A 23,620-nucleotide genomic window follows, 5' to 3' on the forward strand; every position below is an offset into this window, starting at 1 on the left:
ATATTGTATTAAAAAAATCACATATTGCGCCAATGCAATGATGTGTGCTCCAGGAAAATTCGATGCCGTGAAAACAATCCACCACTCGCTGATATGATCGCCCCGCAATCCATCACCTGGGAGTCGCGTTTGCAACAGGATAGCTGGCAGGGAACACTCTGGCTGGCGCCGGACTTCGCCATCTTGCATGGCGCGGCGGGCGCCACTGCCAGCCACGCCCATTATGCGCACCAGTTGATGCTGAGCACCGGGGCGCCTTTCACGGCCGAGCTCGACGGCATCGTCCACACGGCGCGGCACTTGCTGGTCGATAGCCTGCGTCCGCACGCCATCCTGGCCGCCCCGGCGCCCATGCTGACCATCTATGCGGAGCCGCAGCGCCTGGGCGGCCCGGCCCTGCTGGCAGCGGCCGGCAGCGCAGGCATGCCCAGCCTGGACAGTCTGGCCGCCGCGCTGCAGGCGCAGCCGCGCGAACACTTGCCCGATCCCCGCTTGCGGCGCGCGCTGGAGAAGCTCGACGCGTTGTTGTCAGGCAAGGTCAGCGCCGCCGCCGTGGCCGAGGCGGCGCATTTGTCGCTGAGCCAGCTGGAACGCCTGTTCAGCGCCCAGCTGGGCTTGCCCGTGCGGCGGCTGGTGCTGTGGCGTCGCCTGCGCCTGGCCATCCGTTTCATTGTGCTCGGCAGCACCCTGACGGAAGCGGCCCACGGCGCCGGCTTTGCCGATGCCGCGCATTTTTCGCGCACCATGCGCAGCCTGTTCGGCGTGCGCGCCGACCGCAGCTTGCGCCAGCTCAACGTCAAGCTGCTCGATTGATGGCTTTACGCAAGTCCGCCGGCAATGCGGGCGCGCGCACGCCCTCTTCCGCGCGAAACGGTTCCAGCAGCTGCGCCCCGTACGCGGCCGGGTAATCGGGACGGCTGCCGATGCCCAGGTCCTCGCCCCGCATGCGGTAGCCGGGCGCGTCGAAACGCGTGTCCAGCAAGCGGTCCCAGCAGGTAAAGAACAGGCCGAAATTCACGTCGCCCGCCGTGCCGTATTTCATGTGGTGAAAACGGTGCAATGGCGCCCAGGCAAACACGTGGCGCAATGGCCCCATGCGCATGTCGACATTCGCGTGCTGCAGCAGCAGCTGGATCGCCACGGCAAACGCCAGCACGGCCATGACCTTCTCCGGGATGCCCAACAGCAACAAGGGCAGCATGCCGCCCGCCGCTTCCAGCAGCAGGTGCAGCGGGTGTTTCATCCAGCCGTTGAAACCGTACAGGCGCGTCACGCTGTGGTGCACGGCATGTAGTTTCCATAGAAAATAATAGCGGTGGCTCAGGTAATGCACGAGCGTGATACCGCAGTCGGCGATGAGGATGGCCAGCAGCAGCTGCGCCCAGAACGGCAACTGGCCGGGCCAGAACGGCCCCAGCGCCAGGTGCCCGGCCAGCAGGGGGAAGATGGCCAGGCCCAGCAGGTACAGCGCTTCATTGACGAGCGCGTGCGCAATGTCGCGCCAGCCGTCGCCATGCTCGTGGTTCCACGCGCCGTCATACGGCAGGTAACGCTCAGCCAGGAAGGATGTGAGCAGGGCCAGCAGCAGCAAGGGCGGCAAGACCCGGAGGGGGAGTTGGCACAGCGCCACCAGCACGGTGGCGGCGCCGATGAAGCCGGCCCAGAACACGGGGCCGTACAGCGCGGCAAAGAGGGATTTCATGGCAAGACGCTCCTGTGGCAAAAACCACAGCATGGCCTTGTCCCCCGCCCCGCCGCTTGAAGAAACGGCGCAAACTGCTTATTTGGCGGCCAGTTTCGCAGCCTTGCGCGCCGCGTACTGCTGGTAACCATTCGCGCGCAGGGCGCAGGCGGGGCAGGTGCCGCAGCCATAGCCCCAGTCGTGCAATTCTCCCCGCTCGCCCAGGTAGCACGTATGCGTGCCGCTGCGGATCAGGTCGACCAGCGGCTGGCCGCCCAGGTCTTCCGCCAGGTCCCAGCTTTGCGCCTTGTCCAGCCACATCAGCGGCGTTTCCAGCTTCAGGCGCGTATCCATGCCCAGGTTCAGGGCCACTTGCAGGGCCTTCATCGTGTCGTCGCGGCAATCCGGATAGCCGGAAAAATCCGTCTCGCACATGCCGCCGACCAGCACCGTCAAGCCGCGGCGGTAGGCCACGGTGGCGGCCACCGTCATGAACAGCAAGTTGCGCCCAGGAACAAATGTGTTCGGCAAGCCGTTTTCCTGCATGACGATTTCGACGTTCTGCGTCATGGCCGTATCGGAAATGGCGGAAATCAGGGACAGGTCGATCATGTGATCCTGGCCCAGGCGGCTGTCCCACTCGGGCGATTGCCGGCGCATCTGTTCCAGCACGCCGGGACGCACGGTCAGTTCGATCGCATGGCGCTGTCCATAGTCAAAGCCGATAGTTTCCACGCGGCTATAGTGTTTCAAGGCCCAGGCCAGGCAGGTGGTGGAATCTTGTCCACCGCTAAAGAGCACCAGTGCGGAGTCCGTTGCTAGCATAATTTCTTTCTTTGAGTTTTATTCTGTCCAATAGTGCGCGGGGAAACGAGATTCCCCATGCAAAAAATACTTATTCGTCCGCCATCAGTTTACCTATTCCGGTAACATGCAGTCAGCATTTACTCATCTGGAGCACCATGTTTTCTGCACGACCCATACGGCATACGGCTGCCGGCAAGGCGATACGACCACGAATTTTGGCACAAGTAGTGACAAAAGCAATGGGTCAACTGACACTGGCGGCCGCCGGCAGTGTCATCTTGCTGTTCCCCATCGCCCAGGCCGCCGCGCAGGAGGTGGCGCAACAGAGCGCGCAAGATGCGCCCGCCGACAGCGCCGCCACGGAAGCGGCGCCCGCCCCGCTGCAGTACGAGGTCAAGGTCAATGCACCGGGCGACCTCGATGAGTTGCTTGAAAAAAACCTGGACCTGGAACGCTTCCGCGGCAACCCGCGCATGGACCGCGAGCAATTGCAGCGCCTCGTCCGTGATACGCCGGAGCAAGCCAGGAACCTTATCGCCACGGCCGGCTACTATACGCCCGTCGTCACGGTGCGCGTCGATACGTCGGGCGCCAAGCCCGTCGTCATCGTCGACGTCGATCCGGGCCAGGCGGTCACCATCGACAAGGTCGAACTGGAATTGCGCGGCTTCGATCCCACGCCGCCGCTGGCCGCAAGCGAGCCCTACGATACGGAAGCCCTGAAGCGCAGCTGGTCGCTGAAGACGGGCAGCGTGTTTCGCCAGGCCGACTGGGAATCGGCCAAGCGCGCCCTGCTGCGCGAAGTGGTGCAGACGCGCTACCCGCGCGCCCAGCTGGTCGACACGCAAGCCGTGGTTGACCCGGAAACGCACAAGGTCTCGCTGCTGGTGGTGCTCGACAGCGGTCCCGAGCTGCGCTTCGGCGAGCTGCGCATCGAAGGCTTGAAACGCTACGATCCCAGCATCATCCGCAACCTCGACAAGATACGTCCGGGCGAGTACTACAGCGAATCGGCGCTGCAATCGTTGCAGGCGCGCCTGCAGGACACGGGCTACTTTGCCAGCGTGGAAGTGAGCGCCGACATGAGCAGCATCCTCAGCGAGCAGATCGAGGCCGGCCAGGAAAGCCAGCAAGCCGAGGCCGAAGGTGCCAGCGCCGCCGCCGAAGCCAAGCCCGTCAACCGCGGCCCCGCGCCGCTGCTGCCGCTGGTGGTGCGCGTGACGGAAAACAAGCAGCAGAACGTCAGCGCCGGTCTCGGTTTCAGTACGAACACGGGCAATCGTGCCCAGCTCAACTATGACAACCTGAACGTGTGGGGCACGCGCTTCAAGAGCGCGATCACCATGGAAACGAAGAAACAGGCGGCGCACGCCAATTTTTACTTTCCGACGACCGAGCGCGGCTACAACGACAGCGCGGGCGCCTCGTTCGAGCGCAGCGACATTTCCAACGAAATCACGGCCGTCACGACCATCTCAGCCAAGCGCAACTGGGGCGGCACCAACCTCGAGCGCAGCCTGACGTTCGAGTTCCTCAGCGAGGACAAGACGGTGGTCGGCCTGGAACAGACGCGCAGCAAGAGCTTGCCGCTGACCTATGCCATCACCAAGCGCAGCCTCGACAGCCTGCTGTTCCCCACCAAGGGCTATGTCATCAACGCCCAGGTGGGCGGCGCCCTGCTGCCCGTGCTGACGGACGAGCGCTTCGTGCGCGTGGCCGGCAAGGCCGTGTATTACCGTCCGCTCGGTGAAAAAGGCGAGCTGATCGTGCGCGGCGAAATGGGCGCGCTGGGCTCGAAGGAAAAACGCGGCGTGCCGGCCGTCTACCTGTTCCGCGCGGGCGGTGACCAGTCCGTGCGCGGCTATGGCTACCAGGAACTGGGCGTCAAGGAAGGCGACGCCACCATCGGCGGGCGCTACATGCTCACCGGCAGCGCCGAATACCAGTACTGGTTCAAGCCGAAGTGGGCCATTGCCGCCTTCTATGATGCCGGCAACGCGGCCGACACCGTGAAGGCGGCCATGACGCCGAAATCGGGCTACGGCCTGGGCGGGCGCTACAAGAGCCCCGTCGGCCCCATCAATGTCGACGTGGCGTATGGTCACGCCGTCCATGCTTACCGTTTGCACTTCTCTCTGGGATTCACTTTCTGATGTCCGATATTACTACCGAGTCCCCCAACGGCGCCGCGCCGCCACCGTCGGCGAAAAAGGCCCGCCGCTGGCCCCGCTATGTGGCGATCGCCGTCGCCAGCCTGGCCGTGCTGCTGGGCGGCGCCTTCTGGTACCTGGGCCGCGAATCGACCCTGCAGATGCTGGTGCAAAAAGTGGCCAGCGCCAGCGGCGGCGAAATCGCCGTGTCGGGCGTGTCCGGCTCGCTGTACAACCGCATGCACCTGGGCCACGTCAGCTACCGCAGCAAGACGCAGCACATTACGGCCGAGAATATCGACATCAACTGGTCGCCGTTCCAGTTCTTCTCGGAAGGCATCGCGATCAGCGAACTGCACGTGGCCAGCCTGTCCGTGGAAAGCACGGCGCCCTCCGAGGAACCGTCGACGATGCCCGCCAGCCTGGCTTCGCCGTTCAAGATCGGCATTGCCGACGCGCGCCTGGACAAGGTGACCCTGGTGAGTCCGGGCGGCAACACGGTATTTGAAAAGATCCATTTCACCTTGTCGGGCGACAAGACCCAATGGCAGCTGGAAGACGCCTCGGCGCTCACGCCGTTCGGCCAGGCCACGGCCAGCGCAACGATTGCCGCCACACAACCGTTCAAGCTGTCAGGCAAAGCCGGCTTGACGCAGATCAACCCCGCCGCCGGCGAAAAACCGGCCGCCCTGGCCCTGCAACTGGGCGGCGACCTGAATGTGCTGAACGTCACGGCCAAGGGCAGCGCGGGCGCGGCCACGGCCGACGCCCAATTGGCGCTGGCGCCGTTCGACCCCGTCATCATCCTGCGCTCGGCCAGCATCAAAGGCCGCAACATCAATCCGGGCAAGTTTGACGCGACCTTGCCGCAGGCGGACCTGAGCCTGGAACTCGACGCCGCCATCGATACGCGCCCAAGCGCGCAAACCGTGTCGGGCAAGCTGGCCATCCTCAACCACGCGACACCGGGCCCCATCGACCAGCAAAAGCTGCCGCTGCGCCAGTTCGAGGCGAGATTAGGCGGCACCCTGACGGCCACCACCCTGGAGTCGGCCCTCATCGATTTCGGCAACGCGGGCAAGTTCACGGGCAGCGGCAAGCTGAACCGCGACGCGGCCGATGCACCCATCGGCAATGCGCAGCTGACCTTGCACACAGACAAGATCGACTTGCAGCACATTTACAGCAGCATCAACAGCACCAAGATCGTCGGCGATATCGTGCTCGACAGCGACGGCAAGACGCAAACCCTGCGCGCCAAGCTGGGCGAAGCCAAGCTGCGCCTGGACGTGGAAGCCACTTTGGCCGATTCCCTCGTGCAATTGCGCAAGGCGACCTTGCAAGCGGGCAAAAGCAGCGTCAACGCGACAGGCCAGATCAGCCTGAAGGATGAGCAACCGTTCAAGGCCGTGGCCAGCACCAGCCGTCTCAATCCCGCCGACTTCGGCGCCTTCCCCGTGGCCGACCTGAACCTCGACGTGCGCGCCAACGGCCACGTGGCGCCGCAATGGCTGGCGAATGCGGACTTCACCGTGCGCCCCAGCAAGCTGCTCGACCAGCCCCTGTCCGGCAAGGGCAAGCTGACGGCCGATGCGGCCCATTTCAGCGGCATCGACGTGCAATTGGCGCTGGGCAAGAACAACGTGACGGCCAAGGGCAACTTTGGCGGCGCCGGCGAAAAACTCAACTGGAATGTCGATGCGCGGCAACTGTCCGCCCTGCAGTCCGACTTGCTGGGCAGCGTGCTGGCCAGCGGCGTGGTGCAAGGCACCATGCAGCAGCCGCGCACGACGTTTGTTGCCGATGCGAAAGGGCTTGGCTTGACCAGCGGCAAGCGTCCCGCGCCGGACAGCGCCATCCATGCCAGCGGCGACGTGGGCTTGACGGGGCCGAAGCAGGCAGCGGAACTGAAAGTGACGGGTTCCTTGCAAAAGATCAACCCGGCCGCGTTTGGTGCTGCACTGCCCAACGGCAACGTCAACGCGGATTTCAACGGCAGCGGCCGCCTGAGCGGCGACTGGCAAGTGGCCCTCAACCTGGCCCTGCGCGAATCGACCTTGCAAAATGCCCCGCTGGCCGGCTATGCCAAGCTGTCGGCCAATGCGAAACGGATCGACAGCGTGGATACGGAACTGCGCCTGGGGCCGAACAGCCTGCTGGCCAAGGGCGCGCTGGGCGGCGCCACGGACAAGCTGACGTGGAAACTTGATGCGCCGCAACTGTCGACCCTGGGGCCCCGCTTTGCCGGCGTGCTGCAAGCGTCCGGTTCCGTCAGCGGCAAGATGGACGCGCCGGCCGCGCAGCTGACGCTCGATGGCCGCGATCTGACCTTCTTTGGCGACCAGCAATTGAAATCCATCAAGGGCAGCGCCAGCGTGGGCGCCGGCCAGGGCGCGCTCGACCCCATGGTCAGCAGCCTGGACATCACGGGCTACAGCACGCCCACCTTCAAGCTGGGCAGCGCCCGCCTGGCCACGACGGGCACGCGCGGCAGCCATACCGTGAGCCTGGCGGCGCGCAACGACGATTTCGACGCCACCGTGCAAATCCGCGGCAGCCAGAGCGGCGCCAGCTGGACGGGCACGATCGACGGCCTGCAAAACAAGGGCCGCTATGCGCTCGTGCTGCAAGCGCCCGTGCCCGTGAAAGTGGCGGGCCCCGCCGGCAGCGGCGTGGCGGGCCTGGGCCAGCCGGAACAGATCAGCGTGGGCAACACCGCCATCAAATTGCCAGCAGGCAGCATCACCATGCAAAGCCTGATCAAGAACGGCCCCCGCTGGACCAGTTCCGGCCAGGCGGCCGGCGTGGCGCTGACGTATCTGGCGCAAGTGATTCCCTCGCTGCAAGCCAATGCGCGCAGCGACCTGACCTTGGGCGCGCAATGGTCGCTCGACATGCAGGTGCCGACGGCGCAGCAGAAAGATCCCTCCCTGGCGGGCATGTTGCACATCTACCGCGAAAAAGGCGACGTGACGGTAGGCGTGGAGCAGCCGCTGGCGCTGGGTTTGCGCACCCTCGACGCCCGCGTGGATGTTGCCAACCAGCAGCTACGCCTGGCCGTGAAACTCGATGGCGCGCGCGCGGGGCAGAGCGATATCAATGCCACCGTGCAAATGCTGGGCGGGCGCATCAGCAACGACAGCGCCCTCTCCCTGACGGGCACGACCAGCATCGATTCGCTGGCCTGGCTGGCGCCGCTGACGGGCCAGCCGGGCCTGGAACTGGGCGGCGCCTTGAAAGTGGCGCTGTCCGGTAGTGGCACCATCGGCGCGCCGCAATTGAATGGCGACATCAACGGCAGCAAGCTGCTGGTGAACTGGGCCGACCAGGGCTTGAAATTGCGCAATGGCGTGCTGCAAGCCAAGCTGGCCGGCGATCAATTGCAATTGCAGCGCCTGAGCTTTGACGGCGGCGATGGCAAGGTACAGGCAGACGGCTGGGTACGCTTTGCGAATGGCGAAGCGAGCCTGGAACTGAAATTGATGGCCGATCGCCTGCAAGCGCTGTCGCGCCCCGACCGCACCTTGATCCTGTCGGGCAACAGCACCCTGGTGCGCAACGACAAGCGCTTCAGCTTCGAGGGCAAGTTCAAGGCCAACCGCGCGCTGATCGAACTGGCGCCGCAAGATACACCCACGCAAAGCAGCGACGTGGTGGTGCTGGGCAAGGAAGTCAAGGGCAGCAAGGAAGCACCATCCTTGCCATTGAATATCGACCTCGAGTTTGACCTGGGCAATGCCTTCCACCTGCGCGGCATGGGCATCGATGCGGACCTGGCGGGCAATGTGCGCGCCAGGGTCATCAACCGCGCCGCGCCGCGCGTGACGGGCAGCATCAAGGTTGTCACAGGTCAATACGCCGCCTATGGACAAAAGCTGTCGATCGAACGGGGCTTGATCGCCTTCACGGGCGCCTACGACAACCCGTCGCTGAACATCCTGGCCGTGCGCAAGCGTCCCGAAGGCGAAGCCTTGTCGGAAACGAATGTGGAAGCGGGCGTGGAAGTGCGCGGCACGGCCCAGGCGCCGACGGCCAAGCTGGTGTCCACCCCGAGCGTGTCGGACAGCGACAAGCTGGCCTGGCTGATCCTGGGCCACGGCGCGGAAACGGCGGCCGGCGATGAAATGGCCTTGCTGACGACGGCCGCAGGCGCCCTCTTCGGCGGCTCCGGCGGCGGCTTGCAGGGCAAGCTGGCCAATTCGCTGGGACTCGACGAAGTGGGCCTGTCGCAGGCGCAAGGGCTGGAAAGCACGGTCGTCACCGTCGGCAAGCGCCTGTCCTCGCGCGCCTACCTGACGTTCGAACAAGGCACGAGCACGGCGACGAGCCTGGTCAAGCTGCGTTACAAGCTGAACCGCCGCATCACCCTGCAATTCCAGACCGGCACGAACAATGCCCTGGACGTGTTGTACACGTGGGCGTTCGACTAATCAGACGTTGAAATGCAGAAACAGCAAAGGGCGCCTCGGCGCCCTTTTCTTTGATCTGCCGCAAAGGCAAACTTACTCAGCCACGTCGAGGCCCCGCTCGATCATGCCTTCGACGTACGCGCGCAGGTATTGTTCCAGCGCAGGGCCGGACAGCACGTTGGCCGTCAGCGCGCCATGGGGCGAGCCTTTCAGCACGCCGTCGTGATACACGCGCGCAATCCAGGCCACGTCCGTGCCCTGGGTGTAATCGAGTTCATAGTCGAACGATTCTCCGCTGACTTTGCGTGTGTAGACTTCCTTGACAATTGCCATCTAAAACAGCCTTTCTTGACGAGATTAACTGGGATGCGGGTGCGGCACGGGATCGTCCTGCGGCACCGGGTGCACGGGCCCCGGATGGTGCCCGGGCGCTTCTTGCGGCTCCGGCGCCGGCATGGGTTCATCGACGGGCGCCGGGTCGGGCGCGCGGTGGGCATGGATGACGGACATGGCTGGCCTCCCGGCGAACAAAAGAAGACCATACCACGAGATGCCCGCCGCCTGTCCATGTTTGCCTGCCGGCTTGACGTCCGCGGCCGGCGGCACGGCGTGACAAGGCATAGTGCTTGCATGCCATGTAAATGTCAACATGCAACTTTTACCGTTTGACAAGCATCGCCGCCCGTCCCCATCTGGCTTACAATCGCTGTTTTACCCGTACCCGATTGCATACATGGAAACCACCACCCTCGCCCTGCTGTTACTGGTCCCGCTGCTGGTCTGGCGCATTTATTCGCGCCTGAAGAAACTGGTGGCGCGCCAGAAGTCGCAGCTGTGGCGGCACTGGACGGTGGCAATCGCCTTCCCCGCGCTGCTGCTGTTCCTGGCGACGACGACGAAGTTCGACGTCCTGCCCCTGTCCAGCCTGGGCGCGGCCGCGCTGGCCGGCGGCTGGCTGGGGGTGCTGGGCTTGAAGCTGACGCGCTTCGAACAGGTCGGCAAGGACTTTTTCTTTACCCAGCACCGCTACCTGGGCCTGGCCATCACGATGCTGTTCATCGCCCGCCTGCTGTACCGTGGCATGGAAATCTACCTGAACTCGCGCCTCGACGTGCCCGTGCCGCCGCCACCGTTCGGCCAGAGCGCGCTGACGATGGCCGCCTACGGCCTCGTTATCGGCTACTACGCCGTGTATGCGTGGGGCCTGGTGCGCTGGCGCCAGCGCAACCAACCGCTGCAGGCGCCCGAATAAGTCATCCCGTCAGTAGTACTGGCACAGGCCTTCGCAAGTCGTCACCGACAGTGCCTGGCGTATCGTCGCCAGCGCCGGAGCCAGGGCGGGATCGAGGTCCTTGTCCGCATCAGCCAGGCTGGCCAGCAAACGCTCGCGCAACGGCGGCGCCATCAGCGCGACGTTCGGCGTTGCGTACTGCGCGGCCGCTTCCAGCATGCGCTTCTTTTGCGCCACGGTCCAGAACGGCACTTGCACGAACTGCACCACGCCGACATACAGGGTGGTCGAGCCCTTGCTGAAGGCGCGCGCCCGCATGCGCTCCGTACCGCTCACTACCTGCAGCGGCTGGCTACTGAATTCCTGCTCCATCAAGCCAATCAAGTGCGCATGGCAATGCATGCCAAAGGCAAAAAAAGTACTCATTTCATCGCCATAATTGGCCAGGTTCTCCGTTACCTGGTCATTGCGCGCCTGCTGCAACTCGGCGCCGGACAGCGGCAGCGGCCGCTCGCTGCCAAACGTGTAATACGCCTTGCCAATGTTGGTTGCCCGCTCGCACAGGGCCACGCTCGGGTTGATGTCCTGCAACGCCGCGACGGGCGCCCGGAACAGGCCCGGAGCATCGGTAATCCGGGCAATCAACGCTGCCACTTCAGGGTCGCCCAGGCGCGGCAAGCCGCTTTGCAGCGTGGCCTTGGCCATCAGCGCTTCCAGGCGGGCACTGGCTTGCTGGAAATCGGTATAGCTGTCGGCCCAGGCGGCGGGCGCCACGAGGACGGAGGAAAGGCAGAACAGGCGGCCGAGGCGGCGCAACGGCATGGAAATCGACAGGGACATGGGATCAGGAAAACACTATTGGAAGATTGGCAATTATAGGCAATCTGTATCCACAGTGCATTTAATTGTGTTTTACACCACGTTTTATCTAGGCGATGATGGTGACGCGCGGCCAGCGCGCCGCATAATCCTTGCTGGCCAGGCGCTGCACATAGCCGTCCAGGCTGATGCGCGCCGGGTTGCGCCGCACCACCATATCGAACAGGTCGTCGAGGCCATGCGGCGCGATGATGCCGATCCCGCCGTCAGGCTGCAGCGAGATGCCGACCGAGGTGGCAAACTCGGGCCAGGTGGCGATGGCGTCGTCGAGCGACAGCAGGGGCGGCACGGCGTAGCCGAACGCGTCTTCGAACCACAGGTGCACCCGCGCCTGGTTGCAAACCTCCCACGGCACGCCGGGCAGCACAGTTTCCAGGCGCTGGCGCAGTTCCACCTCACGCCGGGGTTGCAAATTGTGCGCATCGAAATACGCCACGTCGATATCGCTCAAGGCAGACGCTTGCGCGTAACCATGCAAGGCATCCCACACGAGGTTGCGCACGGCGCCGGCGCCGATGCAGCAATGGGGCAAGCCCAGCTGCGCCACGGCGTGCAAGGCTTGCATGCACCACGGCGTGGCGCCGGCGATGGCGCGCAGGCGCGCCGCCAGTGCTTCCTGCCTGCTCATGCAGCTAGGGCCGGATCTGCGGCGCCACGCCGTCGTGGCTAACCGTGCCTTCGACATTGCCGAAGTACACGTCCAGGTCTTGCTTCGGATGGAAGTTGCGCAGCTTGACTTGCAAGGTGGTGGGGTTGATTTTGGTAAACGTACCGGGGAAGCACAGGCTGACCAGCTCGTCCGACTTTCCCTTGATCAAGTTCAAGGTAAAGTCTTCGATGCCATTCTTCCAGGTATTGCCGGTGGTCAAAATGTACGACACCCACACGGCATTGACGAAGCCGCTTTCGCCCTGCTGGGCCGCCAGGCGGTTCCACGTCTTGTAGAAGGCCTTGTCGCCGCAGTATTTCTTTTCAAATGTATTGCCATCGCCCAGGTAGGACGCGCCGGGACCAGCCGCAACGAACGGCGCATATTGATGCCGCACGCGCACGACTTTGCCGGCAGGGAATTTCTGCTGCCACAGGTAGATGACTTTCACGGTCCAGGCCGGTACCCATTCCTCGTCGTACAGCTGGGCCAGCAAGCCTTCGCGGATCATGATCTTGCTTTGCGCGGCCGTCAGCGGCGCCACTTTCTTGTCGAACGGCGTGTGCGAGGGGAAATACGCAATTTGCGCATCGGACAAGCCCAGCTGGCGCAAGCGGGCCGTCACGTCCTCTGCGTCGAGCTTGGCGACGAAGGTGGTTTTATACTCCTTGCGCTTGCCGTCCACGTCGACGGTAAACTGTTGCGGCTGGCCATAATACGTGGGCGAGCCGTGGTAGCCGGAAGAGTATTCGGGCAGCGGGAAGAAGATCGTCTCTTCCACATCCGTTTTCGACTCATTGAGGAACTCGTATTCGACCTTGATCAATTCCGCGCTCACGCTGAGCACTTCCTTTTTCATGGCCACGGCATCCGTCTTGCCGAACAGGATGCCGCCCGCGCTCACGGAGCCGATGCCGTCGTTGGCCATGGCGGGCGCCGAACACGCCAGCGCCAGCGCGGCAGATGCCAGCAAGGTGCGCACCAGCATCACGCCACCTTGCCCGAGACGGGATCGACCCGGCGCTGCAGCACGAAAATCGGTTGCGCCCATTGGGTATCCTTTTTCTTCTTGCTCGTGATCAAAGTCAGTTCCGATGGATCGTAGACATCCGTGTTGTGCGTCAACGGCGTCGTCATCAGGTATTGCGCTTCCGTGTTCTTCAGGAATTCGCCCACCAATTGAATGTTGCGGATATCGAGGTGGGCAAACGGTTCGTCGATGAAGACGAAGCCGCCGGAACCGTCTTCCGATTTCAGCAAGCCGATCAAGAGCACCAGCGATTTCATCACTTGCTGGCCGCCCGACGCTTCGCCATCGTTCATGCCGATGACGCCCTTGCCGTCGAACTTGAAGCGCACGTGCAAGCCCGCCTGCGACAGCTGCACGTCGTCGTTTTCCAGGCGCACGGGGTCGGCATGCACTTCGATGCCGGCCAGCTCGCCCAGCTCCTTGATATTCTTGCTGTAGGTCTTGATGGTGTAGCGCAAGCGTTCCATGTAGGCGCCGCGTGCATTGCCCGTCGCTTCGATGGCGCGGTTGTTCTGGTAGCGGCGCTCGTCCGTTTCCGACTGGCGGCCATGCAACTGGTCCGACAGGCGGTGGTGCTGGTCGATGACGGTGGCGTCCAGTTCCCAGTCGTCGCGCGCCAGGCTGTTTTGCAGGCTGGCCACACGCAAGTCGACCTGGTGCGCATTCTGGTGCTCGGCCACGAGGGCCGCGCGGCGTGCGGGACGGCGCCAGCTTTTCGGCAAGTGGCGCCACGCATGGCGCAGGGCCAGCAAGGCGCGCGCATGCTCGGCGCGCTGTTCAATCTGCTTCTTGTAACCGAGGCGCGAGCCCGCTTCCGCCTCGGACAGGGCCAGGCGCGCGTTTTGCCACACGGTATCGGCACGCGTGCGCGCCACGGTGGCGTTCTTCGTCAGGTTTTGCAGCTCGCCCAGGCGGCCGCCCACTTCCAGGCGCTCTTCCTTCAGCGGCTTCGAGTTGCGCAGCGCTTCGGCGAACTCTTCCTGGCGGGCACTGAGTTCCTTGGCCGCGTCGACGCCGGCGATGCGCGCTTTCAAGGCGCCCACTTCGGCCGCCAGCTTCGAAATCGCCAGGGTCAGGGTGTCTTCCTGTCCTTCCAGGCCGGGCAGGGAGCGCAGCAGCGCTTCCAGGCGGCCGCTGCGGCCAGCCTGGCCGAAGCGGTAGCGCGACGCTTCCACGAACAGCGAGCGCCCGCCGCGGCGTTCGCGGTGATACGCCTCGGGCGTGATCCATTCCTCATGGTTGCCCAGTTTAAAGCCTGCTTCGACGGAATCGACGCGTGCAATGCGCGACAGCTGCTCGATCAGCCAGCTGGGCACGGGCGCAGAAAATTTCACCACCGCCAGCAAGCTCTCGTCTTTCGCCACCGGCGCCGTGACCAGGTCGGGCACGATGAAGTGGCGATAGCGTTCCTTCTCGGCCAAACGGTAAGCGGCAGCCGCATCCTTGGCCTTGTCCAGCAGCACCACCGAAGCGTAGCCGCCCAGCACGCCTTCGACGGCGCCCTGCCAGCGGCTGTCCGTCACTTCGACGATATCGGACAGCATCGCGTGACTGATCCCGGCATCGCGCAGCGCGCGGCGCATGCCGCGCACGTTGTCCGGCTCCGGCATGGCCGTCTTGCCTTGCAGCGCGGCAATAGTTGCCTGTTCGCCCGCGATGCGCGCCGCCAAGGCGTCGCGCTGCTGGCGCTGCTGCAGCAATTGCGCTTCCTTCTGTTCCAGCTGGGCCGCCACTTCGGCGATGTCGCTGCCCGAGTCCGCCGCCAGCTTGTGCAAACGGTCTTTCTGCTCCAGCAGGCTGTCCAGCGGTTTGAGCTTGCTATTGATCAAGGACAAACGACTCTGCAAGCCGATCGATTCCTGTTCCAGCAAGGTTTCGTTCATTTGCGCGTCGGACAGGGCCTTCGCCTGCGATGCCAGCGCATTGCGTTTATCGGTCAGCTGCTGGTCCGCCTGCGCCATCGGTTTGCGCGCATCGCGCAATTGCCGGCTGGCCGCGGCCGCTTTTTCGCGCGCCTCGTGGTACTGCAGGCTGGGCAGCACTTCTTCCAGCAGGTTGCGGCGCTCCTTATGCAGCCCTTCCCACTGGTGATAGTTGGCCACGCGCAGGCGCAAGCCTTCCAGGTTGGTCTTCGACGCTTCCAGTTCCGTCTCGAAACGCTTCAGTTCCACTTCCGTGTCGCGCTGGTGGCGCTTGGCTTCGTCGTAGGCGTCCAGCACCTCCTTGTCGCCAAACACCTGGAACACGAGGTCGAGCAGCTGGCGCGGCGCGTATTCGCACAATTTGTCCGTCTCGCCCTGCTCCAGCGCCAGCACTTTCGACATGGCGGGCGACAGGCCCGCATTGGCCAGGCGCTTGCGGTAGTTTTCCACGCCGAGCCAGTCGTTGGCGTCCGTGATGTCTTCGATCTGCACATTGCCTGGACGCATCAGATACTGGCGCTTCCAGTCGCCGCCGTTCTTCTGGATCTGGCAAAACAGGGTCACTTCATCGTCGCTGAAGAAGCCGGAACTGCGGAACGGGCGGTTCGACAGCTGCTTGCCCACGTTTTTGTTGTCGACCACGGCGCGCAGCCAGGCCGTCTGCTGGCCCGAGTGGCGCGCATAGTGTTTATACGTGCGGCCCATCGAGCAATCGAGGCCGAACAGGGTGCGCAAGGCGTCGAGCAAGGTGGTCTTGCCCGAGCCGTTCTGCCCCGCGATGGTGATGATCTTCGCGTCGAGCGGAATATTCTTGATGCGCTGCCAGTAATCCCAGTGCACCAGTTCAAGTGATTTGATATGAAACATGGGCGCTTTCAGTGAAGGAGGTCGGACGCGGGCTCATCGCCGTCGTCGGGCAGGTCGCCGATGTCGGCGGACAGGTCGTCCGTCAGGTCGGCGTCGGGCAATGTATCGCCGCTGACGGCCACCAGGCGCGCCGGCGCCCGCTTGAACACGTCGGCCAGGGCGCCGTTGATGATGCGCTCTTTCAAGACGTCCGTGTCCATCATCAGGTCCAGCAGCGGACCTTCCAGGATGAAATCGCCGCGCCGCTCGATGAAGCCCAGCTTGGCCAGCGTGCCCAGATTCATGTCCATGCGCGTCTTCTTGCCCAGCTTGTCGCCGAAGTCCGACAGCAGCGCCTTGTAGGAAATGCCGATCGACGCATCTTCCGCGCGCGGCAGCGGTTTTTCCGTGCCAAACATGTCGTTCTGGTCGTCGTCCGCGTGCTGGTGCGTTTCCTGGCGTTCACGCTTGGGCAGGATGATCTGCGCCCACAGCACCACCAGCAAGGCCACGCCATCGCGCGCCAGGCCGAAGTTGTTGTTTTGCCACACGTCGCGCGCGCCGAAGATCTTCGGTTCGATGGTGCGCGTCAGGGCCAGGGTGACGTGGTCGGCGTACACGTTGTCGAGCAATTTCAAGCCGCAGGCCAGCAGGCGCGCATCGATCTCGGCGCGGAACAGCTCGTCGGACAGCACGCGCTTGACGAGCTTATCGTCGCGGCGCAGGGTTTGATGCGTGAGCAGGCGCGCAATCAGGATTTGGGAATCGTCATTCATCGGCGGTGCCGCTATCTAAATCAAGTGAAACATTCAGTGAAAGCGAGGCGATCGACATGGCCGCCACGTGGGGGTCGGTCAGTTGGACCATCTCGTCGGTCGGTGTAAAGGTAATCGGCAAACGGGCCAGTTCGGCCGTGGATCCCTGCAAGCTCGCTTCGGAGACGTCGCCCAGCAGCGGCAGCATGGAGGCGCGGTACGAAGCCACGGCAAAGCTGGCCGGCAACAGGGAATCCTGCACGGGCACCGATTTCGGCCCCTCTTCGCCGATGCTGGGGAAATTGCCCAGGCTGGCGAAGTTCGACAGGCGTTCGAGCAAGTCATCGAGTTCGAGTTGCATGGCGGGACCGTCGCTGATGGTGGTGGGCGCGTCCTCGCCGCTGGGCAGGCCCGTGTTGATGACACCCGCCGCCCGTTCGGACAGCAGTTCCGTTTCGGCCACGTCGATCATCTCGGCCGGCGTGGAGAACAGGGGCACGACAGGCTGGTCGATGGCGCCCTCGGCCAGGCTGGCCAGGTCGTCATGCAGCAAGAGCCAGCGCTTGATGTCCGTGGTCGACAAGCCCGACTGGCCCAGGTGGACCCGCTGGCGCTCGATCTGGTTCAGGGCGCGCGAAAACATGCCTTGCATGTTCAGCAATTTACTTTGCGCGCGGCCGATCGCCTGCGCCGCCTTGTGCGTGGCGCTGTCCGCGTTTTCATCGGAGGTGATGGCCACGAGGATCTCGGAACCCTTCTCGACCCAGTCGCAAGCCATGTTCCACTTCGCTTGCGCCGTGCGCAGGCGGAATTCGGAACCGGAGGCAATCGCGTCGGAGAATTCTTCCGTCAAGTCCACCAGGCGGCCCAGCAAATGCTGCAGTTGCTCGACCGACACGCCACCGACGGCTTGCGCGCCCGCCACCTGCGACAGCAGGAAACCCATTTCCGCTTCATCTTCCGTCTGCCCCAGGCCCAGCAAGCTGTCGATGGCGGACAGCACATTGCGCGCCATCGGGGTCACGCGGTACACGCCCTGCTGCGCATCCCAGGCCAGCAACTGGTTCGAGCGCAGGCGCAGCAAGACCGTTTCCAAACTTTCCGGCAACAGATACGCGAGTTTCGTATTGATATCGGCGCGCGTATAGGCGGACGTGGCCGCATCGGACGCGAGCTCGCGCAACACCAGCAGACGCACCAGCACGCCATCGAAACCGCCGTGGAACAGGGCCGTAAACACTTGCAGCAGGGGCTGCGCCCGCTTCAAGTGAAAAACTTGCTCAATTTCATCGGCCGAAATATTGGGCTGGAAATGCGCCTGCAAGGAATCGTGATGCTCTTGCTCTGTCTGATTTGCATCCGTAGCCACGGCTGCACTTGCCATTATATCAATCATTCTTTTCCGGATGAGTGTTCAGCGGGCGGCGCTGCGGGCTAACGCGGCGCTGCGGGGCGGGGGCGTCAGTATATCAGTTCTGACATGCAATTTAGCGCATGGGAGGGGGCGGTGCGGACATGGCGCAACACGGCCGGTGCGCCGTGTCGGGCCAGGACGATGAAATGGGGGGCCAAACACGGCATGCCTGGCCCCAAGCCATTAGTGAACACTTACTTCCTGACGATCTTTTGCAAGGTTTGCTCGACGTAATCACCGTCTTCATCGGCGAACGTCACCTTCACGGGATACCATTCCAGCGACGGCGCCAGCCACAGGTCCACTTGCTGGCCCTTCTTGTCCGGCGGCGGCGCCTTGACCAGGTGCACGGCTTCCACCAGACCCTGGCCGGTGGCGACCGTCTCCTGCTTGACGACCTTGAAGGTCCACGGTTCGGCGTCATGGCGGCCGGCAACGAAGAAGCTCCATTCCGAGCCGGGCGTGAATTTTTCCGGGGTGGCGCGCGCCACGCTGACCAGTTGCCAGACGGTGCTGTTGCGGTCCTGCTCGCCGCCTTTCAGCGGATACGTTTCATCGCCTTCGCTGAAGACGATGCTCTTGCTGTCTCGCTTGAAGGTGGTCGTGGCAGCTTCCTTGCGGAAACGTTTTTCCACGAACTGCGCCGGCGCCAGGCCGTAATCGTCGACCGTGCCTTCGCTGCGCTGTTCCAGGATCTTGCCGAACAGGGCAGCCTTGGTTTCGGCCAGCAGCGAGTACTTGCCGTCGCCGGCGCGCCAGTTGCTGACCGATTCGCCGGACAGCGCAATGCCGCGCTGCTTCGCCTTGATCGAATAGACGAGGTCGGCCGACGGCGCCAGCTTGTACGGGCGCTTGATGACGGGATGGTCCACGGGCTCGTCCGCCGCCATGGCGGGCGTCAGGGTGGCCGCCAGCAGGCTGGCAGCCAGGACGCGTTTCAAGGTAGTCAAAGTAGTCATTTATTTTCCTGTTGATTCATTTACGGAGATCTTGGTCACGGTTTGCGTGGTCAGCGCCCCGTTCGCTTCGGTATTGCGTATTTGTACTGGATACCATTGCATGGACGGCGCCAGCCAGACATCGAGCTGCGACGAATACGTGCCGGGCTTCGGCGGCCGGCGCAGGTGCCACGTCACCAGGCGGCCCATTTTCGTGTCCAGTTCTTCCTCGCCCACCAGGTGGAAGCGGAACACGGTCGCTTCCTTTTCCTCGCCGACGAGAATGTCGATATTGCCCACCAGCTGGTTGACGTCGGCACGGCCGATGGCGGCCAGCTGGAACGGCACGGTGGCCTTGTCCTGCGCCCCTTCCTGCCATGGCGCCGTGGCCGTCGTTGCCGAAAACGTGATGGCCTTGGCGTCGCGGTTGAAATGCGTGGCCGTTTGCGCGCGGCCCTTGCGTTTCTCCGTGGCCGTGACGGGCACGATGCCGCTGCCATCGATCTGGCCCTCGCTCGTCAGCACCAGCAGGTTGATGCGCGTGATCAGCATGCTCAAGCCCACTTCCAGTTTCAGCTGATACGTGTCGCCCCGGTTTTCCCACGCCATCGCGGCCACGCCCTGCCACTTGGTGCCGTCCGCATCGCGCCGGTCCACGTGCAGGTCGAACTGGGCCGAAGCGGGCGCGTTCGTCTTGTAGTGGCGTGCCTGCTCGACGGGCGGTGGCGGCGGTTCGCTGGCCGGCGCGGGCGCGGCGGCCACGGCGGGCGCCGGCGCCGTGATGGCCGGAGCCGCCACGGCGGCCGGCTCGCTCGTGGCCGGGCCTTCCGGCACGTCGCTGACGGGCGCCGTCAACTGCGGCGTTTCGCTCGACGCCAGCTCCGTCGGCGGCGGTGGTGGCGGCGGCCTGGGCTTGGGCACTGGCCGCAGTTCGGGCGGCGGCAGCGGCACCACCGGCAGGGGTTTGGGCGGCTCGGCGATCAAGGCCATGCTGACCATCTGCGCATGATTCTGTCCCAGCGGCACCATGCTGGCGCGCGAGGTGAGCCATTCCAACGCCACGTAATGCAGTACGCCGATGACCGCGACAAAGATGACGGTGCGGCGGCGCGGTGGCGAAAAGAAGGAGTCAGGCATCATAGGCCGTAGTGTAACGCTTCCGCCCCGCTTCCCGCTTCTTGCCCGTGCTCAACTCTTAATGTTTTATGTAAGAAAATGTTGGCGGCATTGCGTCAGTTGCAAGCCGATATCTGCTACGCTAAGGCTATCCACCTACCAGGAGATTTCGCATGGCAAACCCGCAAATGCCCCAAATGCCGGGCGCAGCAGTTGTGACCGATACGCTCGACTTCGTCAAAAACCTGTGGGGCAGCATGAGCGTGCCCGGCATGGGCATGCCTGGCATCACGGCGCCCACCATGTCGGTGGAAGAGCTGGACAAGAAAATCAATGACTTGAAGGCCGTCGAAGCATGGCTGAACCTCAACACCAGCATGCTGCGCGGCAGTATCCAGGCGCTGGAAGTGCAGCGCGGCACCATCGCCACCTTGAAATCGATGGGCGCGTCCCTGGCGGCAGCCATCACCCAGCCCGGCGCCAGCGAAAAATCCGTGTTTGAATCGGTGCCCTACGCTTCCGCGTTTTTCCAGCAAGCCGCACCTGCGGCGCCTGAACCGAAACCGGCGCCTGCGCCCGCACCGCCACCCGCTGCGGCGGCGCCCGCCGATGCCGGCAGCCAGGCCGGAGCCCAGCTGGCCAATCCAAGTGCCTGGTGGAATTTGTTACAAGATCAGTTCACGCAGGCCGTCTCGACAGCGATGTCGCCCGACGCCGCCAGCACGGCAGCGGCCAGCTTTGGCGGCGTGAGCAAAGCCAAGCCAGCGGCCAGCAAGCCGGCCAAACCTGCCGAAGCAGGCACGGCAGCCAAGGCCAAGGCCCCGCTGCGCAAGGCGCCCGCAAAACGCGCAGCACCCAAGGCCAAAGCACCAGGCAAGGCCTGATGTTTCAAGCCGGCAATATGATCAGGCGATACGATGAATGCGGATCGCCTCGATCATGTTGTCGGCCTGGCGTTTTACGTCACCGATCGTGATCAGGCCTTCGTCGGCCAGCGCCTTGGCGTGCTCGTACGAAGACTGGAATGTTTCCAGCGTGTCTCCCTTGGCGGCGACCGGGCGTACCCAGGCAACGGCGCCGACCTTCATTTTTTTGTATACTTCATTGACCACATCACGCATAGTTTCTTCCTTATTGTTGTAAAGCAACTCAAGCACGGGCGAACCCACGCTGGCCCCTAGTTTATCATCCGGCACGCTCACGCACGGCTTTTCCCCCTTTTTCCGCTGCCGGCGGCGCATTTTCCGGCGCCGCGACGGCGTCTTCCGGCCCGGGCGGCGGCGTCAGCTGCACCAGTTGCTCCATCAATTGCGCGAAGCGCTGCTGCCCTGGTGCAATTTTGTCTACATACAACAACACTTCCATGGCTTCGGCCGCCAAATCGGCCTGAAACCCGCGCTGCTGCAGGAAGGAAACGATGATTTGCGCGGAATTGAACAGGATGCGCAAGTTGTTCGGCAGTTTTTCGCGCGCCGCGCGCATCCAGGCGACCGCTTCGTTGAGCTTGTCCGTCTTCCACAGCAGCACGCCCTTGTTCATCAAGTCCGACGCTTCCTTGCGCGAGGCGATGATCAGGCTCGTGCCTTCGTCGCCCATCTTCGCCTTGTCGAATATCTTTTGCACTTCATCCTGCACCACCTGGTTGTCGTGGTTGTTCTTCACCACGTAGCACAGCAGGCCGGCCGGCGCATCCTTGACGCCGACGGCGAACAGCAGGGTCGCCAGCTCCATGCAGATGGCCTTCTCGGGCCGCGCCGGGTCTTCCAGCAGCATGGCTTCGAGCTCGTCGCCGCACTTGCGCGCGCGCCGGTAATCGCCCGTTTCGTGGTGCACCATGCCTTCCGTGATCTTCGCGCGCAAGCCGATCTGTTCGGGCGAGAATTCGCGCTGCGCCAGCAGCAGCCATTGCAGCGCCTCCTTCGCATCCTTCTTCAGGCCGCACACGCGCGCCAGTCCCAGGTAGGCGTCCGGCGTCTTCATGACGGAAAACTCGCCGATGGAAATACACTTGCGAAAAGCCTTTTCCGCCATGCTGACATTGCCCACTTTCAGGGCCGCCAGTCCCAGGTTGCGCTGGCGCGGCACGGAATTGGGCGACAGGCGCGCCGCCTTTTCCAGCACGCCGCACGCTTCCTCGTGCTGGCCCATCAGCTGGTAGGCGACGGCCATCTGGTCGTAGGCGTCGATGTAATACTTGTTTTCGACGATCACGCCCTGGAAGATCTGCCGCGCCGCCTCGTGTTCGCCGTTATTCATGCGTATCTTGCCCAGGCCCGCCTTGGCCCAGCTGTAATCGCGCTCGGCCAGCACTTTTTCATACACGGCGCGGGCTTTTTCCGGCTCGCCGCTTTTCAGCAGCAAACTGGCCTTCATGCGCAGCAATTCCAGCTCGTGCAGCTTGTTGACCTCGATCTGCGCGTCGCACAGCTTGGCCGCGCGCAGATAATCCTTTTCCATGCAAGCCTGGTCGATTTCGCGGAACACCTGCTTCTTGTGCCACACGCGGTTCAGCCGCGTCAGCAGCACGCCTTCCGTGATCGGCTTGATCAGGTAGGCGTCGGGCTGGTGCTCGGCCGCGCCCATCACCGATTCCACGCTTTTCTCGGCCGACACCATCAGCCACACGCTCGATGGCGCCGTCAGGTTGCGCACGCGCGTCTCTTCCAGCACTTGCTGGCCATTCTTGCCTTCGCCCAGGTTGTAATCGCACAGCACCACGTCGTAGCGCGTCTTGGCCAGCAGCTTCATGGCTTCGCCGCCGCTGGCCGCCTGGTCGATATGGCGCGCGCCCAGGTTGCGCAGCGATTCGCGCAGCAGGATGCGGATGCCGATGAAATCGTCGACCAGCAGATAATGTTTGTCGGCCCAGTCGGTGCTGCCCGCTTCGGCGGCGGTGGCGTGGCTGTCTGTCGTCATGGATTCCTCGTTCAGGGCAGGCGCAGGATGAAACAGCCGCCGCCCAGCGCGCCACCATTTTCCAGGGCGATGCTGCCGCTGCTGCCCCGGTGCTTGTGCATCTTTGCCACTTCGCTGGAAAAATACAGGCCCAGTCCCGTGCTGTTGGTGGAAAAATTCACGCCGGCGGCCATGCCATCCATGGCCGCGCTGCCCGCGTCCAGCAAAGCCTGGGTATAGCCGTCGCCATTGTCTTCCACGCGCAGCTCCAGCATGTCGTCGTGCTCCCGCACGGACAGGCGAATCGTGTCTTTCGTGTAGCGGATGGCGTTGTTGATCGCATGCGCGAGCACGCCGATGACCAGGTCTTCATCGAGGGTCCAGATCAGTTCCGGCGGACAGGCCGTCTCCAGCCGGATGCCTTTCGAGGCCAGCAGGATCTTTTCCTGATCCACCACCTGGTCGATGACCTGGCTCACCAGTTGCGGCTGCACGTCGAAGGGGTAGCCGGGCTTGCCCACTTCCTTGTACAGGGCCAGCAGCTGGATCAGGTTATCGTTGAGGCGCTTGGTCTGGTACAGCATCTGCGCCATCTGCAGGTAGGCGGGGTCGGCCTGGGGCGCAGGCTTGGCCTGCTCGGCCGCCAGCAGCGACTCCAGGGTGCCGCTGACGACGCTGATCGAATTTTTCATGTCGTGCACGGTCGACGCCAGGAACAGGAATAGCTCGGGCGAGCTGTGTTGATCTTCCACCGGATATCTCCTTGGGGCCGTAGCTTGAATATTGCCAAGGATAAATTATACCGCCAGCCTGCGGACGCCAACCAGCCGCGCGCAAAGTCCGTGACATGACGCAACAATGCCGCCCCCGCTGGCGCAGGGGCGGCATCAGCCTGACA

General features: G+C 63.6%; 20 protein-coding genes. 5 read left to right on the forward strand and 15 right to left on the reverse strand.

Translation table 11 applies throughout. The annotated features are described in order from the left end of the window. Positions 1-93 precede the first annotated feature (93 nt). Positions 94-813, forward strand: coding sequence for an AraC family transcriptional regulator (locus O0879_RS24915; protein ID WP_289919324.1), 720 nt, complete (start codon positions 94-96; stop codon positions 811-813). On the opposite strand, the gene O0879_RS24920 is transcribed toward O0879_RS24915, so the two are convergent. Then, positions 797-1,702 (reverse strand): sterol desaturase family protein, encoded by a 906-nt coding sequence (locus O0879_RS24920; RefSeq protein WP_289919325.1) that lies wholly within the window; start codon positions 1,700-1,702, stop codon positions 797-799. The two genes, O0879_RS24915 and O0879_RS24920, sit on opposite strands and share 17 nt — an antisense overlap. A 78-nt stretch (positions 1,703-1,780) precedes the next feature. Continuing rightward, positions 1,781-2,506 (reverse strand): 7-cyano-7-deazaguanine synthase QueC, encoded by a 726-nt coding sequence (queC, locus tag O0879_RS24925; protein ID WP_289912302.1) that lies wholly within the window; start codon positions 2,504-2,506, stop codon positions 1,781-1,783. Positions 2,507-2,727: 221 nt separating this feature from the next. Here queC and O0879_RS24930 point away from each other — a divergent pair, with 221 nt between their 5' ends. Together O0879_RS24930 and O0879_RS24935 are read left to right on the forward strand one after the other, a co-directional pair. Continuing rightward, entirely contained in the window at positions 2,728-4,641 is a 1,914-nt protein-coding gene (locus O0879_RS24930) for an autotransporter assembly complex family protein (protein ID WP_289919328.1), read from the forward strand. Beyond that, on the forward strand, positions 4,641-9,068 hold the full coding sequence (locus tag O0879_RS24935; protein ID WP_289919329.1) for a translocation/assembly module TamB domain-containing protein: 4,428 nt from the start codon (positions 4,641-4,643) through the stop codon (positions 9,066-9,068). Before O0879_RS24930 ends, O0879_RS24935 begins: the two co-directional genes overlap by 1 nt. Before the next feature lie 72 nt (positions 9,069-9,140). On the opposite strand, the gene O0879_RS24940 is transcribed toward O0879_RS24935, so the two are convergent. Then, complete coding sequence (locus O0879_RS24940; RefSeq protein WP_099378551.1) at positions 9,141-9,380, reverse strand: hypothetical protein; 240 nt, start codon at positions 9,378-9,380, stop codon at positions 9,141-9,143. Between the two features lie 24 nt (positions 9,381-9,404). Beyond that, positions 9,405-9,557, reverse strand: a complete 153-nt coding sequence (locus O0879_RS24945) for a hypothetical protein (protein ID WP_168208500.1) — start codon at positions 9,555-9,557, stop codon at positions 9,405-9,407. A gap of 223 nt (positions 9,558-9,780) precedes the next feature. Here O0879_RS24945 and O0879_RS24950 point away from each other — a divergent pair, with 223 nt between their 5' ends. Then, positions 9,781-10,299 (forward strand): hypothetical protein, encoded by a 519-nt coding sequence (locus O0879_RS24950; RefSeq protein WP_251349301.1) that lies wholly within the window; start codon positions 9,781-9,783, stop codon positions 10,297-10,299. Between the two features lie 9 nt (positions 10,300-10,308). Here O0879_RS24950 and O0879_RS24955 read toward each other — a convergent pair whose 3' ends face one another. From O0879_RS24955 to O0879_RS24990, 8 genes are all read right to left on the reverse strand, one after another. After that, entirely contained in the window at positions 10,309-11,118 is an 810-nt protein-coding gene (locus O0879_RS24955; RefSeq protein ID WP_289919331.1) for a hypothetical protein, read from the reverse strand. A gap of 88 nt (positions 11,119-11,206) precedes the next feature. Beyond that, positions 11,207-11,785 carry a nucleotidyltransferase family protein gene (locus O0879_RS24960; RefSeq protein WP_289919332.1) on the reverse strand — a complete coding sequence of 193 codons (579 nt, stop codon included), beginning with the start codon at positions 11,783-11,785 and terminating at the stop codon, positions 11,207-11,209. 4 nt (positions 11,786-11,789) lie between these two features. Beyond that, entirely contained in the window at positions 11,790-12,794 is a 1,005-nt protein-coding gene (locus O0879_RS24965) for a DUF4424 family protein (RefSeq protein ID WP_289919333.1), read from the reverse strand. Beyond that, entirely contained in the window at positions 12,794-15,625 is a 2,832-nt protein-coding gene (locus tag O0879_RS24970; RefSeq protein WP_289919334.1) for an ATP-binding protein, read from the reverse strand. Before O0879_RS24970 ends, O0879_RS24965 begins: the two co-directional genes overlap by 1 nt. An 8-nt stretch (positions 15,626-15,633) precedes the next feature. Beyond that, entirely contained in the window at positions 15,634-16,380 is a 747-nt protein-coding gene (locus O0879_RS24975) for a hypothetical protein (protein WP_289919335.1), read from the reverse strand. Beyond that, positions 16,373-17,743, reverse strand: a complete 1,371-nt coding sequence (locus tag O0879_RS24980) for a hypothetical protein (RefSeq protein WP_092608970.1) — start codon at positions 17,741-17,743, stop codon at positions 16,373-16,375. The genes O0879_RS24975 and O0879_RS24980 overlap by 8 nt, the downstream gene beginning before the upstream one ends. A gap of 224 nt (positions 17,744-17,967) precedes the next feature. Further along, positions 17,968-18,732: a DUF3108 domain-containing protein gene (locus O0879_RS24985; RefSeq protein WP_099665640.1), complete on the reverse strand. Its 765-nt coding sequence runs from the start codon at positions 18,730-18,732 to the stop codon at positions 17,968-17,970. After that, positions 18,733-19,851, reverse strand: a complete 1,119-nt coding sequence (locus O0879_RS24990) for a DUF3108 domain-containing protein (RefSeq protein ID WP_289912310.1) — start codon at positions 19,849-19,851, stop codon at positions 18,733-18,735. A 149-nt stretch (positions 19,852-20,000) separates the two neighbouring features. Between O0879_RS24990 and O0879_RS24995 the strand changes: the two genes are divergently transcribed. After that, the gene (locus tag O0879_RS24995; protein WP_289919336.1) at positions 20,001-20,711 is read left to right on the forward strand and encodes a PhaM family polyhydroxyalkanoate granule multifunctional regulatory protein; all 711 of its coding nucleotides are present in this window, start codon (positions 20,001-20,003) and stop codon (positions 20,709-20,711) included. A gap of 21 nt (positions 20,712-20,732) precedes the next feature. Here O0879_RS24995 and O0879_RS25000 read toward each other — a convergent pair whose 3' ends face one another. The 3 genes from O0879_RS25000 to O0879_RS25010 all read right to left on the reverse strand — a co-directional run bounded on the left by O0879_RS25000 (position 20,733) and on the right by O0879_RS25010 (position 23,474). Beyond that, positions 20,733-20,948: a hypothetical protein gene (locus O0879_RS25000; protein ID WP_077399068.1), complete on the reverse strand. Its 216-nt coding sequence runs from the start codon at positions 20,946-20,948 to the stop codon at positions 20,733-20,735. Positions 20,949-21,012: 64 nt separating this feature from the next. Further along, positions 21,013-22,743 carry a response regulator gene (locus O0879_RS25005; RefSeq protein WP_099665642.1) on the reverse strand — a complete coding sequence of 577 codons (1,731 nt, stop codon included), beginning with the start codon at positions 22,741-22,743 and terminating at the stop codon, positions 21,013-21,015. Between the two features lie 11 nt (positions 22,744-22,754). After that, entirely contained in the window at positions 22,755-23,474 is a 720-nt protein-coding gene (locus tag O0879_RS25010) for a HAMP domain-containing sensor histidine kinase (RefSeq protein WP_289919337.1), read from the reverse strand. Between the last annotated feature and the right edge of the window lie 146 nt (positions 23,475-23,620).

Source organism: Janthinobacterium sp. SUN120 (assembly GCF_030397735.1).
Lineage (GTDB): Bacteria > Pseudomonadota > Gammaproteobacteria > Burkholderiales > Burkholderiaceae_D > Janthinobacterium > Janthinobacterium kumbetense.

Excerpts from the sequence above, each read along its gene's own strand:
- O0879_RS24955 (WP_289919331.1), bottom strand. The coding sequence starts at position 11,118 with ATGTCCCTGTCGATTTCCATGCCGTTGCGCCGCCTCGGCCGCCTGTTC.
- O0879_RS24945 (WP_168208500.1), bottom strand. The coding sequence starts at position 9,557 with ATGTCCGTCATCCATGCCCACCGCGCGCCCGACCCGGCGCCCGTCGAT.
- queC (WP_289912302.1), bottom strand. The coding sequence starts at position 2,506 with ATGCTAGCAACGGACTCCGCACTGGTGCTCTTTAGCGGTGGACAAGAT.
- O0879_RS24980 (WP_092608970.1), bottom strand. The coding sequence starts at position 17,743 with ATGGCAAGTGCAGCCGTGGCTACGGATGCAAATCAGACAGAGCAAGAG.
- O0879_RS24935 (WP_289919329.1), top strand. The coding sequence starts at position 4,641 with ATGTCCGATATTACTACCGAGTCCCCCAACGGCGCCGCGCCGCCACCG.
- O0879_RS24920 (WP_289919325.1), bottom strand. The coding sequence starts at position 1,702 with ATGAAATCCCTCTTTGCCGCGCTGTACGGCCCCGTGTTCTGGGCCGGC.
- O0879_RS24985 (WP_099665640.1), bottom strand. The coding sequence starts at position 18,732 with ATGACTACTTTGACTACCTTGAAACGCGTCCTGGCTGCCAGCCTGCTG.
- O0879_RS25005 (WP_099665642.1), bottom strand. The coding sequence starts at position 22,743 with ATGACGACAGACAGCCACGCCACCGCCGCCGAAGCGGGCAGCACCGAC.
- O0879_RS24970 (WP_289919334.1), bottom strand. The coding sequence starts at position 15,625 with ATGTTTCATATCAAATCACTTGAACTGGTGCACTGGGATTACTGGCAG.
- O0879_RS24950 (WP_251349301.1), top strand. The coding sequence starts at position 9,781 with ATGGAAACCACCACCCTCGCCCTGCTGTTACTGGTCCCGCTGCTGGTC.
- O0879_RS24915 (WP_289919324.1), top strand. The coding sequence starts at position 94 with ATGATCGCCCCGCAATCCATCACCTGGGAGTCGCGTTTGCAACAGGAT.
- O0879_RS24940 (WP_099378551.1), bottom strand. The coding sequence starts at position 9,380 with ATGGCAATTGTCAAGGAAGTCTACACACGCAAAGTCAGCGGAGAATCG.
- O0879_RS24990 (WP_289912310.1), bottom strand. The coding sequence starts at position 19,851 with ATGATGCCTGACTCCTTCTTTTCGCCACCGCGCCGCCGCACCGTCATC.
- O0879_RS24995 (WP_289919336.1), top strand. The coding sequence starts at position 20,001 with ATGGCAAACCCGCAAATGCCCCAAATGCCGGGCGCAGCAGTTGTGACC.
- O0879_RS24965 (WP_289919333.1), bottom strand. The coding sequence starts at position 12,794 with ATGCTGGTGCGCACCTTGCTGGCATCTGCCGCGCTGGCGCTGGCGTGT.
- O0879_RS24975 (WP_289919335.1), bottom strand. The coding sequence starts at position 16,380 with ATGAATGACGATTCCCAAATCCTGATTGCGCGCCTGCTCACGCATCAA.
- O0879_RS24930 (WP_289919328.1), top strand. The coding sequence starts at position 2,728 with ATGGGTCAACTGACACTGGCGGCCGCCGGCAGTGTCATCTTGCTGTTC.
- O0879_RS24960 (WP_289919332.1), bottom strand. The coding sequence starts at position 11,785 with ATGAGCAGGCAGGAAGCACTGGCGGCGCGCCTGCGCGCCATCGCCGGC.
- O0879_RS25000 (WP_077399068.1), bottom strand. The coding sequence starts at position 20,948 with ATGCGTGATGTGGTCAATGAAGTATACAAAAAAATGAAGGTCGGCGCC.